Genomic DNA, 14512 nt, shown 5'->3' with positions numbered 1-14512 from the left:
ACCTCAAGAAGACAGGTAAGACGAGCGAGTCAGACCCAGACGCAACGCATCGAGGTACTGGGTACGCTCGGTGGCACTGATCCGGGCGCTGGCGACTTTGTCGCGGTAGTGCGTCATCAGTTCTTCTGGCGACAAGTGCACGTAACGCAGCATGTCTTCGATGGTGTCGTGGGTTTCGATACCGGCGTGGTAAACGCTGCCATCGGCATTCTGGTAGATGTTCACCGAATCGGTGTCACCAAACAGGTTGTGCATGTCGCCGAGAATTTCCTGGTAAGCGCCCACCAGGAAGATCCCCAGCAGGTAATCTTCGCCATCGTTCAGCCCGTGTACCGGCAGGCTGGTTTCGATGCTCTGCTCGTCAACGTATTGCTTGATCTTGCCGTCGGAGTCGCAGGTCAGGTCTTGCAGCACGGCACGACGCATCGGCTCTTCATCAAGACGGTGCAGCGGCAGAATCGGCAGTACCTGACCGATAGCCCAGGTGTCCGGCAGGCTCTGGAATACGGAGAAGTTGCAGATGTATTTGTCGGCCAGCTTGTCGTTGAGTTCGTCGAGCACCTGACGGTGCGAGCGCTGACGGGCTTTCAACGAGTTGTGCAGGCGACGGCATACAGCGAAGTAGCATTGCTCGGCCAGGGCTTTCTCGGCCAGGGTCAACTTGCCATCGGCGTACTGGGTGGCCACGTCGCTCATGTAGTGAGTCGCGCGCCAGTAGGTTTCGGTGACCATCTCGATGTCGGTCGGACCGAGCAGATCCACCAGCCATTGCACGGTTTCCGGCAGCTCTTCCTTGTTCTCGATCACTGGCACGTCGTCATTGTGCTTCTCGACGTCGGTCACCTGCACCACCAGCATGGCGTGGTGAGCGGTCAGCGAACGGCCGCTTTCGGAGAAAATGTTCGGGTGCGGCAGGTTCTGCGCGTCGCAGAATTCCTTGAGCATGCCGACCACGACACCGGCGTAATCGTCCATGTCGTAGTTGATCGAGCTGGCGTTACGCGAGTGGGTACCGTCGTAGTCGACGCCCAGGCCACCGCCAACATCGATGTGATCCACCGGAAGGCCAAGGTTGCGCAGCTCGCCGTAATAACGGATCGCTTCCTTGAAGCCGTGCTGGTAGTCCGCCAGGTTGGCAATCTGCGAGCCCATGTGGAAGTGCAGCAAGCGAATGCCCTGATCCAGACCCGCCGCGCGGAAGCGTTCAACCACCGACAACAGTTGAGCGGCAGACAGACCGAACTTGGACTTTTCGCCGCCCGTGTCAGCCCATTTGCTCGATGCCAGGGACGACAGGCGAACCCGCAGGCCGACTTGAGGCTTGACCTTCAGCGAGGCGGCTTCTTCGATCACCAGACCCACTTCGGATTCTTTCTCGATCACGATGAACACGTTGTGGCCGAGCTTCTGGCCCATCAGTGCCAGACGGATGAACTCACGGTCCTTGTAACCGTTGCAGACAATGGTGCCGCCCTTTGGCGCCAGGGCCAGCACGGCCAGCAGTTCCGGCTTGGAGCCGGCTTCCAGACCGATCGAAACGTTCTGGGTGGCGATGATGTTCTCGATCACCGCTTCTTGCTGGTTAACCTTGATCGGGTACAACGCGGTGTACTTGCTCTGGTATTCCAGACGCTCGATGTTCGCGTCGAAGGCGCCGGTCAGCTGACGAACGCGGTCTTGCAGGATATCGGGAAAACGCACCAGCAATGGCAAGGACAGGCCGCTTTTGCGCAACTGTGCAACTTGTTCGAACAGATCGATAGGTGCGCTGCTCGGGCCGTTCGGACGAACTTCTACGCGACCGGCGTCACTGATCGCGAAATACCCGGCCCCCCAATGGCGAATCCCGTAAACACTGCGGCTGTCCGCAACTGTCCATTGGCTGCCATCGTCTTTGCGTGTGCGTCGTACGGACATCGAAGTCCCCTATAAAGAAGTCAAAGAGCGCCATCCGGGTTGAGGGCTGGCGCAGTCTAAAGAATGAAAATGACGATTAGCCTGCAACGGGCTTGTAGACCTCGTTATCAGCGCTGAGTTTAGAAACCGGTCAGAACAGGCTCTGTGAAAACCATGGAGACGACGTTAAACCTGAATCGGATCAGGACTGCATCAAGTCGGGGTGGTTTTCACAGAGGCTGCTAGCCGCCGGATTTCTTCGCTTTGAAACCGTGTTTGATCAGCTCTGCCAAGAGTAGCTCGACATGATCGCCCTGGATTTCGATGATCCCGTCCTTCAACGCGCCACCCGTACCGCAACGTTTCTTCAACGTCGTGGCAAGATCCGTGAGCGCATCGATGGCCAGCGGTACGCCGCTGATGGTGGTCACCGTCTTGCCGCCACGGCCCTTGCTTTCGCGGCGCACGCGCGCGATGCCGTCGCCAGCCGGGATAACGGTTTGTTTGCAGATGCAGGCTGCCACCGGCTGGCTACAGTCCGGGCAATGTCGACCTGCGTCGGTGGAAAATACCAGGCCACCAAGGGCGGCGAAGGATGCGGCTTTTTTGGCCACCGGCAATCCTCTTGGGAGGACAAAGACTGGTCGCAGCAACTTTGGCAAGTGCTATCGACCGCGAAGCCCCACTCAGGCAGGGGCAGCGCTACTGGACCGGACAAAGCCGGTTCAGCTTGAAAAGGTCGCGCAGTGTAACGGCAAAAAGCGCACTTGCTAAGAGCCAATCGGCGCCATTTTATAGATCTTTTGCGACGCCCTTTACAGCGTCACCTCCGCGCGAGCGCAGATAGCGCTTCAACGCCGCCAGAGAGTCCGGGCAGTAAGGCTTTTGCTGTATTTCCTGCATCACTTGTTCGATGGGAATAAAGCGTGCCTGGAGCACTTCTTCCGGCTGCAGACTCAACGGACCGTCCCAGACCGCCGAAAACGCCGAACACCACAGGCGATTGCCGGTGTCCTCGAAGAAAAAGTGATCATGGGCGGTCAGTTCTACCCCACTGACACCCAACTCTTCTTCCAGCTCACGAGCCGCCGATTCGGCGTAGGTTTCGGTCGCCAGCACCATCCCGCCCGCCGCTACATCCCAGAATCCCGGATAGATGGCTTTGCTGAACGTGCGCTGATGCACGCACAGTTCACCGGCAGAATTGAACAGCATGATGTAAGTGCCGCGCCCGATCAGCCCGCGCTCACGCAAGTCCGAGCGCACCAGAGCACCGAGCAGGTTGTCCTGCTCGTCAACCCAGGCGATGTGTTCAGCGTCAGAGGCCGCGCGGTGCGCAGCCTCATTGGAGGTGGCGACCATGACTCAGCCCTGGTTGAGCAGTTGACGCAAGTCGATAACCGCTGCGTTGGCCCGCGAGATGTAGTTGGCCATGACCAGCGAATGGTTGGCCAGTATCCCGAAACCGCTGCCGTTGAGGATCATCGGACTCCAGACCGGCTCCTGCGAAGCCTCCAGTTCACGAATAATCTGACGCACGCTGACCGTGGCGTTCTTCTTCGCCAGTACATCAGCGAAGTCGACTTCGATGGCGCGCAGCAAATGCGACAGCGCCCAGGCCTGACCTCGCGCCTCATAGAATACGTCGTCGATCTGCAGCCAAGGGGTTTCCACCCGCTCTTCATCCACCTGCGGCACCTGACCCGGCGCCAGTCTTTCGGTTTTCAGCGCGGTGTTCAGTTTGACCCGGCCAACGCTGGCCGACAGGCGTTGCGACAGCGAACCCAAACGGGTCGCGACATCACCCAGCCAGTTGTTCAGGTTGTCGGCACGGGCATAGAACTGGGCACTTTTTTGCGTTGGATCGGACAGACGAGCCTGGTAGCGGTTCAGGGAGTTGATGCCTTCCTGGTACTCCGACTCGCTGGACGGCAGCATCCAGCTCTTGTTGTCGAAGTTGAAACGCGGCTCGGCCTTGGCCAGATCGGCGTCTTCAGCCGATTGCGATTGCGAACGGGCAAAGTCTTTACGCAAGGCGCGGGTCAGATCGCGCACTTGCACCAGCACGCCGTATTCCCAATTTGGCATGTCATCCAGCCACAAGCCCGGCGGAAAACGGTCGTTGGAAATATAGCCACCCGGTTTGTTCAGCAAGGTACCCGCGACAGTCTTGAGGGTTTCCACCGTGGTGTAGCCGACGACCATCTGCTTGCCTTCCTTCTCGGCGGCCAGTTGCGCGTTCTGCTGAACCGGGAACAGCGCAGGCTCATGGCTCCAGTACCAGCCCAGGGCGAGGGTCACCAGCAAATACAGGCCGATCAAGGTGGCCAATGCGCGGCTGAACAACAGGCCACCGAAATAGCTGCGGGTTGCCGACTTGGGTTCGGCGGCACGTTCAGGCGCGCTACCTGTGCGGTTCTTCCAGTCCAGCATGGCGATATCCTTTCAATCACTTGAGTTCATCGGTTCGACCACAACCATACAACAACGTGCCTTTGGCCGGCACCTATCGTTGGGGGAATCCCGAAAAAATACGACCGAACCTGCGGCAACCGTTACCGATGAACTCAAGCGTCCATGCTTGCGCTAAACGCCGATGACCTCCATTGAAATCTGCCGCACCTCGGTCGGTGCAAAAAGATGAGCGATGCCTTCGCCGTCGGTTCTTCTCTGGGCAGCCTGCCCGTCCACTGTCGCGATGTAACGCTGCTGCGCCAGTGGTTCGGCCGTTACGCTGGCAACCAAGCGGAAAATCCTTGGCGATCGCGAGGCCTGGACAGGCGGATTTTTCATCAGCTCGATGATCGCCTGATCGAAAGCACGCACCGGCATCACCCAGTCGCCGTAGTCGGCCTCAGCTCTGATTAACCACCACTCGCCACGCTCGAGCTGTTCCAGCACCTCGCTGTCGATATCGATCAGCAGGCTGGCACGCAACTCGTCCAGGCCCTCGACAGGTTGCCTATCGAGCAACGCCTGACGGACGTGATCCAGCGCTTGCTCGCTGGAATAAGCATGTTGGCGTTCCCACGCGGACAGATAAAGTTCGCTGACCAGCTTCATGCCTGCGGCTCCGTACTCCACTCGTCGGAGCCCATGGTCCGGCTGATTTCATGTCTCCAATAGATACGCCGGTAGCTGAAGTGCACCTTCTCCAACTGAGTAAGGTGCGCACTACCGGGGTCCTGGCAATGGGGCATAAGCACTTCTGCGCCGATGATCACCGCGTCTTCCAGCTCCATCGTGTAGAAATGCTCCTGCGTTCCGTGAGCCGAGGTGCGATACCACTCGACGCGGCACTTGCTGAGCAACTCCCCGGAACACAAGGCGATGTTGATCAGCGGCGACGACTTGTCGATCGCCTTGGTAATGATCAAGGGCTTGTGCATTCGACGACCCGCCCCTGCCCCTTTAGGCACAAAAATGCCATGGCTCAGGGCCTGAATCATGATCTGGTCCTCACGGCCCAACTGATAGATGTTTCCCACTGATGCCTCGGTGAAGGCGCCTTTGCTGATGAGACCTTGTCGTTCGCCGTGGAGGGTCATGAAGGCGGGGGTTGGCATAGTGGGGCTCCTTTTTATTTGGGTTGAGGGGCAGGAAAGTGACGGGGTTCGTCGTAGCTGTCTTCGATTTCGTCGAAGGGCGTCCAGGGTTTGGCGAGTGCGAGGGTGATGAGGTAGCGCTCTTCGGTCGGGTTTCGGTAATCCTCGAAGCGACCCACTACCAGCATGACCTGATACTTATCGTCGGCTTGCCAATAGGTTATCCCTGCGAGAATTCCTTTCCTCAGGTAGGCCCGCCATTCAGGTGTATCGACGATCGTGGGATTGTTTTGCAGCCCCTTCGCCACCCAACCTTTTGCGCGCCATTGGTCTTGCAGGTCGAGAACGACTTTAAGCGCGTCATCAATCAGGAGCGGCTCGATCTGTGGAGACATGCGAATGCCGAAAATGACACTGTCGTCAAAGTCGACAGTGAAAAAGCGTGCCACAGGAGTGGTAAACCCGAACTGCGGGTCGACGAATCGCAATTTTGCATCGACCTTGGGAATGCCGAACCAGACGTGCCCCCGTATCAACGGGCTAAAGGAAGCTGAAGAGTGCTTACGCATGTCTTCATACGTCCCACCCATTTCCAAAGCAATTTCTGGTTCGCCCCATAGAGGCTGTGTCAGCTGACGTATGGCGGCCAGGATCAAAAGCACGAGCATCACGACGATCAGCCCGCTGCGCCAGCCACCGATTCGGGATCGCAAGCTCACACCCAACTCACTCGTCATCGAATGGTGTCCAGGGTTTGCCTATCGAGAGAGTGATCAGATAGCGCTCTTCGTTTGGGCGCTTGCTGTACTTGAAACGATTCATGAACATTGCGACTTGATATTTTTCACCCGCCTGCCAGTAGGTCGTTCCTCCTTGGCTCACTTCTCTGAACCGCGCCCGCCATGCAGGCGTGTCAGCAAAGGGTGGATAGCTTCTCGGTCCAGCAACCCGCCACCTGCCCTGACGCCACTGATTCTGCAAATCCAGAGCCACCTTCAAGGCATCATCAAGTAGCAGTGGCTCTATTTGCGGGGACATGCGGATGCTGGTAATCACATTGTCATTGAAGCCAACAGTAAAAAAACGCGCTGGCGGCGTGACGAACCCGTACTGCGGATCAATGAACCGTAAACTCGCATCGGTCTTGGGAATACCCATCCAGGCATGTCCGCGTATCAACGGGCTAAAAGAAACGGAAGAGCGCTTGTGCAGGTCTTCATAAGTGCCGCCCATTTCAAGAGCGATTTCCGGATCATCCGAGAGCGCTTGGATTGCCCAAGGCACCGCGAGCACGCTCAAAATAATCAGCAAAGGCAGCCGCCAGCCGCGAACCGCTCGCCACCATACGATCATGACTTCCTCCCCCCCGCGACGATCTCTTGAATTGATTGCTCCAACGCCGACCGGTTGGTGTCCTGCAACATCTCGTCGAAGCGAGCGGCAGCCCTCAGCACAAAAGGCATTCGTTGATTGATGTCCGACAAATCCGCAAGTGGGTGGCTATCAAAACCAATGGTGCGGCCATCCTCGACGCGCTGGCATTGGCTGGTTAGGGTCAACTCGATAGCCTGTGCAACGCCTGAAGGAAACCCTGTGACGTAGGAAGCGTGGTTGCCACGCAGCAAAGCCACTAATTGGCGGTCCTGGTAAATTGTCGGCTGGAGAATATTTTTCTGCTCATGCGACGCCAAATACTCCACGCTCTTGGCAATGTCCCCTGCCTCTATCGCCTCAAAAGCCGGCAAAACTTCGGGGTATATCAGGCCGAACTGGAGCTTTTTCTGCCCCACCGGCCAAAGCACCGGAAACTTTGGATGTCCATAAATTGCTTCACGCGCTTTCAAACACTTCTTCAACTCCCCCAACCCACGCTTCGCATAAAACTCATGCAGCGGATAAACATCCAGAAACAGCGAGGTATTGCCCAACGCCATCATGTCGTGCACATGCTGGAATTGCTGCTGCACCAACGACAAGTCCTCTCCCTCTGAATGGATATCCACAGAGGGAACAGGATTTCGCGCATCTGCTTCTTTATAGTCACGCAACGCATCTGCCTGCTCGGACATCCTGTCCGGAGTTAACAGCCCGGACTCACGGCGACTGTCCCGCAAACGCTGCCGCGCCATATGCTCATCGCGGATGAGGTCGATACTGTCCGCCGCATGGAGCAATCCGCAGCCGACCTGCTTTGAGGCAAACGCCGCCAGTCCGGCCCACTGGAACCGCGAGTCATGCAGCCACAATCGGGCGTAGGCAGCATTGATCGCTCGGTTGCGCTCTACCGGGTCGGCAATCAAGACACCATCCGGCGCGACGATTTTTTCTGCTTCGCGCTGGTAGGTACGCCAGAGGCATGAGCACGTGAGGATCGGTACGTCGGTGACCAAGGTCTTGCTGCCGTAAAGCCGCACCTCTTTAACATTCACAGTCAGCAACGGGCGCGCTGTTGTGGTTCAGGTGCTGATCATCGCTACGGTGTTCTTCGAAACACTGGGTCATGATTTGCGGACGGCTTATAGGGGAATCCCTGAACCCTAACAGCCGAAAAACCCGTCCGGTTCACGCCGACGAAAAATCAGAAAACCCTGACAGATGAGGTCCGCAACTCAATCAGCAGTTTCCTTGAAATTACGCAGAAAGCGCCTGAAACACCTACCGACCGGGCCTTTACTGTGCAATGACGACGCAACTCAGACCCTTCGGTCAGGAACTGAATAACGTCGCTTTGCAGATTATTGACGCACGACACTCATGCAACTGAAAAGAGGTGCTAGCATAGAGCCACCAGTCGATCTCAGCATGCACCCTAACTAGTAGTCAGGATATGACCGAGCCAGAAGACCCCAGCCGTGAGCGCCTCAAGCACCACTTTGCCCAGCGGGTAATTCATCAAGCACGTCAAATTCTTGAGATTTGGCAGCGCCTGCAACGCACTGAATGGTCTGGTACCGACTTGGCGGAGCTGAGCGAAGCGAATCTGCGCCTGCTGCGTTTCGCCGAACGTTTCGAACAACCCGAACACACCCACCTGGCGCACAGCATCAGCCAGTCGCTTGCGGCTGTGGACGCCAACCGCGGGCGTCTGAGCAGCGGGCTGATCACCGATCTCAATCGCCTGATGCAGCGTCTGTCGCGCACCGGCCTGCGGCACGGCGACCAGCTTGAACAAACCTTTCTACCGCCACTGCGCAAGCCGATCTACGTGATGCTGCAAGACCACGACCGCGCTGAACGACTGGCCAAACAACTCGAATTTTTCGGTCTCAGCGCGCAATCGCTGGACAGCGTGGCGGCGTTTCGCTCCGCAATGGTCGAGCGGCTGCCGGCGGCGATTGTCATGGACGTTGACTTCAGCGGTCCGGGCATGGGCCTGCAGCTGGCGGCCGAAGCGCAGACAGGTCTGGAGCACAAACTGCCGTTGCTGTTTTTCAGCCTGCTGGAAACCGACACCCCGACCCGCCTCGCGGCCGTACGCGCCGGTGGCCAGGAGTTTCTGACCGGCACCCTCGAAGCGTCGAGCCTGCTGGAAAAGATCGAAGTGCTGACCTGCGTCGCGCAGTACGAACCGTATAAAGTACTGATCATCGACGACTCTCGCGCCCAGGCCCTGCACACCGAGCGCCTGCTCAACAGCGCCGGGATCGTCACCCGCACCTTGATCGAACCGATCCAGGCGATGGCCGAACTGGCGGACTTCCAGCCGGACCTGATCATCCTCGACATGTACATGCCCGCCTGCACCGGCACCGAGCTGGCCAAGGTGATCCGCCACAACGACCGTTACGTCAGTGTGCCGATCATTTACCTGTCGGCCGAAGACGACCTGGACAAGCAACTCGACGCCATGAGCGAGGGCGGTGACGACTTCCTGACCAAGCCGATCAAGCCACGACACCTGATCACTACCGTGCGCAACCGCGCAGCCCGGGCGCGCAACCTCAAGGCGCGAATGGTCCGAGACAGCCTGACCGGCCTTTATAACCATACCCACATTCTGCAATTGCTCGAAGACTGCAGCTTCCGCGCCCGCCGCGAGAACAAGCCGCTGAGCTTTGCGATGCTCGACATCGACCACTTCAAACGGGTCAATGACAGCCACGGCCACCCGATGGGCGACCGGGTCATCAAGAGCCTGGCGCTGTTTCTCAAACAACGCCTGCGCAAGACCGACTTCATTGGTCGTTACGGCGGCGAAGAGTTCGCCATCGTCATGCCGGACACCGATATAGAGTCCGCCTACAAAGTGCTCGATGAAATCCGCCAGCGCTTTGCCGAGATCCACTACCCGGCCCAGCCGCAGGACCTTTGGTGCACCTTCAGCGCCGGAGTGGTGGACCTGCACGAAGACTCCGACAGCCTGATGATGGCCAGCCAGGCGGACGAGGCGCTGTACCGCGCCAAGGACGCCGGACGCAATCGTGTTCAAGCGGCGCGGCTGTCGAATCAAAGTGCCACTTTTTCACCTGAATTCACTGACTCGGTCATAACCCTGTAACATAAACGCAATAACTTCAGGTACTTACCATTCTGTCGTTGGTAGAACCGCGATGCGCCTGAAGTTGCTGACCAATCTCAATACCCTGCTTTTAGTCGCGGTGTGCCTCGCACTCGGCGCGACGCTCTGGTGGTCGCAAAAAGCCCTGGAGCGCCCTTATCTGTTGATGGAACGCTACCTGGGCCTGTCGCAGCAATTTCAAAATCAAGTGGCGCGCAACGTCGAAGACTACCTGGCCAGCGGCGATGCCCTGCGCCTTAGCAGCGCCAGCCAAGCCATCGAGACCCTGCAAAAAGAACTCGGCGAACTGCCGCCCGACCTGGCTGAAAGCGTGCGTCCGAGCCTCGCCAGCCTCGATGAGTTCAGCAAGACCGACCTGTTGGCCGCCGGCAAACTGGCCGGTGATCCCCAAGCCTTGCTACTCCAGGCCGAACGCGAACTGGGCGCCAGCCTGGAGCAACTCAGCCAATACGCCACCGGCGCCAATACGCCTGCCGCTGCCGCCTATCTTCCTCCCTTGCTCATCGCCTCGCAGCACTTGGGCAAGCTTTCGCTGGCACGGGACAAACTGGTCAGCAGTGGCCGCAGCGAACTGGCGGCCGATGTCGAGCGCGAAGTCAGCAGCATCCGCACCCAGGCCGAGCTGATCGAAGCCCTGCCGTTGCTCGGCGTTACTGCCAGCAAAGAATCGAACACCGACGATTTCTCGGCGATGATGGGCCTGGAAAACACTGAAAAAACCGTCGCCGAAGATGCTGGCACTGGTTTCAAACGTGAACTTGCCAGCCTGCTCACCCGCTACCCCGCCGAACTCGGTCGCACCCGTGAACAGATTCAAAAACGCGCCGACCTCAGCGCCGCCACCCACCTGAAAATTGCCGCCGTGCAGCAAGCCATCGCCGGGCTGGAGCCGACTGTTCGCGCTCAACATGGGCAAATCCAGGGTGAAGTGCGGCTCATGCAGGGCGTGATGATCGGCTTGATCCTGCTGATTGCGCTGCTTATCGATACCTTGCAACGTCGCCTCGCCCGAGTGCTGACCAACCTCGCACCAGCGCTGTCGACCTGGGCGGAAGGCGACTTCAGTCGGGACATCCAGCTCGGCGCAACCAATCGTGAGTTGCAGGACATCCAGGAATCGCTGAATCGCTTGCGCGCCTATCTGGTGGATCTGGTCGGTACGATCCGCCTGAACGCCGAACAGGTTGCTGGCAGCAGCCGTGTGTTGGCCGAGTTAAGCAGCGACCTGCACAGCGGCGCCGAGCATCAAGCCGGCGACACCGCGCTGATCCGCGATTCCCTTGGAGAGTTGGAAGCCACCATTCAGCAAGTCGCCGACGATGCGAGCCAAGCCGCCGATGCCAGCCGTCACGCCGGACTTGCGGTCGAGCACGGGCAAAAGGTCATTGGCTTGAGCCTGACCGGACTGCACGCGCTGGTCGGCGAAGTCCAGGGCAATGCACAAATGATCGAGCATCTGGCCGAGGAGTCGGCAACCATCGGCGGCGTATTGACGGTGATTCGATCGATTGCCGATCAGACCAACCTCCTCGCCCTGAACGCCGCGATCGAAGCCGCCCGAGCTGGGGAAATGGGCCGCGGTTTTGCGGTGGTCGCCGAGGAAGTTCGCTCGCTGGCGCAACGCACTGCCGGCGCCACCGCTGAAATCCAGACCTTGATTGCCGGCCTGCAACTGGCCGCACGGCAATCGGTGGAAGGCATGCGCGCCCAGGTTGAACACGCCGAAGCCACCGCCAACCAGGCACAAGCAGCTGACGGCGCGCTGGACAAAATCGTTGGGGCAATCCAGACCATTGCCGACACCGCCGTGCGCATCGCCGATGTTACAGCGCAGCAAAGTGGCGCTGTCAGTGAAATCCGCGATCACAGTGAGCGGATTCATCAGCTGGGCGGGGATAATCTGCTGCGTATTGGCCAAGGTCGTAGCCAGGGCGAGAATCTGCTGGTGTTGGGTGGGCAGCTTCATACTGCAGTTCAAGCCTTCCGCGTCTGACAGCCCCGTCCTTGTAGGAGCTGCCGCAGGCTGCGATCTTTTGACTTTGATTGTGACGGATGTCAGGGCGCTGAGAATCAAGATCAAAAGATCGCAGCCTTCGGCAGCTCCTACGAGGGGCGGCGTAGACGCATGCATCGCACACTCAGCTATCATGCGCTCACTTCCGATACGCGAGATTGTCATGCGCCGTCTGCTCTGCCTGATGCTGTTAGTGCTGGTCCTGCCGGTGAATGCCGCTGGCCTTTTGGACAGTCGCCCCAGTTCGACTCTGGGCTCGATCAACAACAGCGCCGACTTCCTGCCCGTGCGCGAAGCCTTTCAGCTGAGTCTGGTAGAAAGCACGCCGCAGTCGATCAAGCTGCGCTTCGTCGCTACCGAGGGTTACTACCTCTACCGTCATCGCTTCCAGTTTCACAGCGAGCCCGCCGACATCAGCCTGGGCGCCGCGCAACTGCCTTCAGGTGAAAAAAAGCACGACGAGTACTTCGGCGATGTCGAGGTCTACCACGGCATTCTCGACGTAGACCTGCCACGCAACAGCGCCGATCAACGGGCTTTCACGCTCGCCGTCACCTATCAGGGCTGCGCCGATAAAGGCCTGTGTTATCCACCGGAAACCGAACGCCTGAAGATCGACGGTGCAGCCATTACCTCCGCGACCAGTGTCGCTGGCTGGAGCTGGCGCGAACTGGCGCTGTTCTTCCTCGCAGGCCTTGGCCTGACCTTTACGCCTTGCGTACTGCCGATGCTGCCGATCCTCTCCGGCGTGGTGCTGCGCGGTCAGGTCGGCGGGCTGCGCGGCTTTAATCTGTCGCTGGCCTACGTCTTGCCGATGGCCGCCTGTTTCGCCGTGCTCGGGGCGTTGATGGGGATGTTCGGTGCCCAACTGAACCTGCAAGCACGCCTGCAATCGGCGTGGGTACTGGTGCCGTTTGCCTTGTTCTTCGCGGTGTTTGCGTTAGCGATGTTCGGGGTTTTCGAACTGAAACTGCCCCACGCCATCAGCAGCCGTCTCGATCGCATTGCCGGCCGTACCGAAGGCGGCTCGCTGTGGGGCGCGGCGGTGCTCGGAGTGGTGTCGAGCCTGCTGGTCTCGCCGTGTGTATCCGCGCCTTTGGCCGGTGCACTGCTGTATATAAGCGCCAGCGGCGATGCGTTGGGCGGCGCGTTGAAGCTGTTCGTGCTGGGTCTGGGGATGGGTGCGCCATTGTTGCTGGTCGCCACCGGCGGCGCGGCCTGGCTGCCGAAAAGCGGCCCGTGGTTGATCTACGTGAAAAATGCGATTGGCGTGTTGCTGCTGGGGTTGGCAGTCGGCTTGCTAAGCCGGGTATTACCGGGACAAATCACCCTGCTGCTGATCGGCTTGCTCACGGCCGGGGTCGGCTTATTCCTCGGTGCACTGGAGTTCGTCTACAAGGCGCCACGAAAACGCCTGGGCCAACTGCTCGGGATGTTCCTGGTGTTTTACGGGCTGGCTTGCTGGTACGGCGCCTTCAGCGGCCAGGCCGATCCGTTCAGCCCGATTGGCCAGCCAAAGGTCATCAACGCCCTTGGCAGCTCTCAAGCGCAAAACCCGAGTGAATGGCAGACCATCAGCACCCCGGCGGAACTCGATCGTGTCCTCGCCGAAGCAAAATCCGCCAACACCCCGTTGCTGCTCGACTGGTACGCCGACTGGTGCATCAGCTGCAAAGTCATCGAACATGAGGTGCTCAACGATGCCAACGTCGTCAAACGCCTCAAAGGCTATCGGTTGATTCGCTTCGACATCACCGCCAGCAACGCCGAACAACGCGCCCTGCTCGACCGTTACAAGCTGTTTGGGCCACCCGCGCTGATGTTTTTCGGCAAGGACGGCAATGAACGTGGCGATGTGCGGGTGATCGGCGAGATCAACGCAAAGGACTTCGCCGAACGTGTCGCCAAAGCGAATGACCAGATTTAATCAGTTGGTCACATATTTCGCGCAATCATCGGTCATTGTGCTGGCTATTGCAGAGAACTGGACAGTCACAAAGGCTTTGCGGCATAGTCGCCGGGTTCTGATAACTGCACACAGATAACAAGGAGCAGCAGATGGCGACCCTACTGGTTCTGCACGGACCCAACCTGAACCTGCTCGGCACCCGCGAACCGGGCGTCTACGGGGCAGTGACCCTGGCCGAGATCAATCAGGATCTGGAACAGCGCGCACGCAATGCCGGCCACCATTTGCTCTACCTGCAAAGCAACGCCGAGTACGAATTGATCGATCGCATTCACGCCGCTCGCGGCGAGGGTGTGGACTTCATTTTGATCAATCCAGCAGCTTTTACGCATACAAGTGTCGCATTACGTGACGCGCTGCTGGCGGTGAGCATCCCATTCATCGAAGTGCATTTGTCTAACGTGCACAAACGCGAACCTTTCCGCCATCACTCTTACTTCTCCGATGTTGCGGTGGGAGTGATCTGCGGCCTTGGCGCCAGCGGTTATCGACTGGCCCTGGAGGCCGCCCTGGAACAGCTTGAACAACAAGCTAAACGCCCCTGACCGACCCTTGGGAGTTGATGATTC

Annotated in this window: 12 protein-coding genes and 1 pseudogene; 4 read left to right on the top strand and 9 right to left on the bottom strand. The window is 58.8% G+C overall.

The genetic code is table 11. The features are described 5' to 3' along the window. Positions 1–3 precede the first annotated feature (3 nt). The 9 genes and pseudogenes from speA to ACIPIN_RS18045 form a co-directional block, all read right to left on the bottom strand. Positions 4–1917 (bottom strand): arginine decarboxylase, encoded by a 1914-nt coding sequence (gene speA / locus ACIPIN_RS18085; protein WP_401120665.1) that lies wholly within the window; start codon positions 1915–1917, stop codon positions 4–6. 221 nt (positions 1918–2138) lie between these two features. After that, a complete protein-coding gene (locus tag ACIPIN_RS18080; RefSeq protein WP_401120664.1) occupies positions 2139–2510 on the bottom strand; it encodes a translation initiation factor Sui1 in 372 nt (123 codons plus the stop codon). Between the two features lie 178 nt (positions 2511–2688). After that, complete coding sequence (locus tag ACIPIN_RS18075; RefSeq protein WP_401120663.1) at positions 2689–3258, bottom strand: NUDIX hydrolase; 570 nt, start codon at positions 3256–3258, stop codon at positions 2689–2691. Between the two features lie 3 nt (positions 3259–3261). Further along, positions 3262–4329: a DUF2333 family protein gene (locus tag ACIPIN_RS18070; protein WP_401120661.1), complete on the bottom strand. Its 1068-nt coding sequence runs from the start codon at positions 4327–4329 to the stop codon at positions 3262–3264. 153 nt (positions 4330–4482) lie between these two features. Next, entirely contained in the window at positions 4483–4959 is a 477-nt protein-coding gene (locus ACIPIN_RS18065; RefSeq protein ID WP_401120659.1) for a hypothetical protein, read from the bottom strand. Then, the gene (locus ACIPIN_RS18060; protein ID WP_401120657.1) at positions 4956–5462 is read right to left on the bottom strand and encodes an Hcp family type VI secretion system effector; all 507 of its coding nucleotides are present in this window, start codon (positions 5460–5462) and stop codon (positions 4956–4958) included. Before ACIPIN_RS18060 ends, ACIPIN_RS18065 begins: the two co-directional genes overlap by 4 nt. Positions 5463–5476: 14 nt before the next feature. Next, positions 5477–6160, bottom strand: coding sequence for a hypothetical protein (locus ACIPIN_RS18055; RefSeq protein ID WP_401120682.1), 684 nt, complete (start codon positions 6158–6160; stop codon positions 5477–5479). Positions 6161–6167: 7 nt separating this feature from the next. After that, positions 6168–6794, bottom strand: a complete 627-nt coding sequence (locus ACIPIN_RS18050) for a hypothetical protein (protein ID WP_401120655.1) — start codon at positions 6792–6794, stop codon at positions 6168–6170. After that, positions 6791–7943: pseudogene (locus ACIPIN_RS18045) on the bottom strand (DUF2515 family protein). Before ACIPIN_RS18045 ends, ACIPIN_RS18050 begins: the two are co-directional and overlap by 4 nt. A 325-nt stretch (positions 7944–8268) precedes the next feature. Between ACIPIN_RS18045 and gcbA the strand changes: the two are divergent. The 4 genes from gcbA to aroQ all read left to right on the top strand — a co-directional run bounded on the left by gcbA (position 8269) and on the right by aroQ (position 14488). Further along, the gene (gene gcbA, locus ACIPIN_RS18040; RefSeq protein ID WP_401120653.1) at positions 8269–9939 is read left to right on the top strand and encodes a diguanylate cyclase GcbA; all 1671 of its coding nucleotides are present in this window, start codon (positions 8269–8271) and stop codon (positions 9937–9939) included. Positions 9940–9991: 52 nt separating this feature from the next. After that, a complete protein-coding gene (locus tag ACIPIN_RS18035) occupies positions 9992–11953 on the top strand; it encodes a methyl-accepting chemotaxis protein (protein WP_401120651.1) in 1962 nt (653 codons plus the stop codon). Positions 11954–12137: 184 nt separating this feature from the next. Next, complete coding sequence (locus tag ACIPIN_RS18030; protein ID WP_401120649.1) at positions 12138–13901, top strand: protein-disulfide reductase DsbD; 1764 nt, start codon at positions 12138–12140, stop codon at positions 13899–13901. A gap of 131 nt (positions 13902–14032) precedes the next feature. Next, positions 14033–14488 (top strand): type II 3-dehydroquinate dehydratase, encoded by a 456-nt coding sequence (gene aroQ / locus ACIPIN_RS18025; protein ID WP_401120647.1) that lies wholly within the window; start codon positions 14033–14035, stop codon positions 14486–14488. The last annotated feature ends 24 nt before the right edge of the window (positions 14489–14512 follow it).

Source organism: Pseudomonas sp. NPDC087697, from assembly GCF_044743155.1.
GTDB lineage: Bacteria > Pseudomonadota > Gammaproteobacteria > Pseudomonadales > Pseudomonadaceae > Aquipseudomonas.
This window is presented reverse-complemented; position numbering and strand designations above follow the sequence as displayed.

Excerpts from the sequence above, each read along its gene's own strand:
- gcbA (WP_401120653.1), top strand. The coding sequence starts at position 8,269 with ATGACCGAGCCAGAAGACCCCAGCCGTGAGCGCCTCAAGCACCACTTT.
- aroQ (WP_401120647.1), top strand. The coding sequence starts at position 14,033 with ATGGCGACCCTACTGGTTCTGCACGGACCCAACCTGAACCTGCTCGGC.
- ACIPIN_RS18050 (WP_401120655.1), bottom strand. The coding sequence starts at position 6,794 with ATGATCGTATGGTGGCGAGCGGTTCGCGGCTGGCGGCTGCCTTTGCTG.
- ACIPIN_RS18035 (WP_401120651.1), top strand. The coding sequence starts at position 9,992 with ATGCGCCTGAAGTTGCTGACCAATCTCAATACCCTGCTTTTAGTCGCG.
- ACIPIN_RS18060 (WP_401120657.1), bottom strand. The coding sequence starts at position 5,462 with ATGCCAACCCCCGCCTTCATGACCCTCCACGGCGAACGACAAGGTCTC.
- speA (WP_401120665.1), bottom strand. The coding sequence starts at position 1,917 with ATGTCCGTACGACGCACACGCAAAGACGATGGCAGCCAATGGACAGTT.
- ACIPIN_RS18030 (WP_401120649.1), top strand. The coding sequence starts at position 12,138 with ATGCGCCGTCTGCTCTGCCTGATGCTGTTAGTGCTGGTCCTGCCGGTG.
- ACIPIN_RS18065 (WP_401120659.1), bottom strand. The coding sequence starts at position 4,959 with ATGAAGCTGGTCAGCGAACTTTATCTGTCCGCGTGGGAACGCCAACAT.
- ACIPIN_RS18070 (WP_401120661.1), bottom strand. The coding sequence starts at position 4,329 with ATGCTGGACTGGAAGAACCGCACAGGTAGCGCGCCTGAACGTGCCGCC.
- ACIPIN_RS18075 (WP_401120663.1), bottom strand. The coding sequence starts at position 3,258 with ATGGTCGCCACCTCCAATGAGGCTGCGCACCGCGCGGCCTCTGACGCT.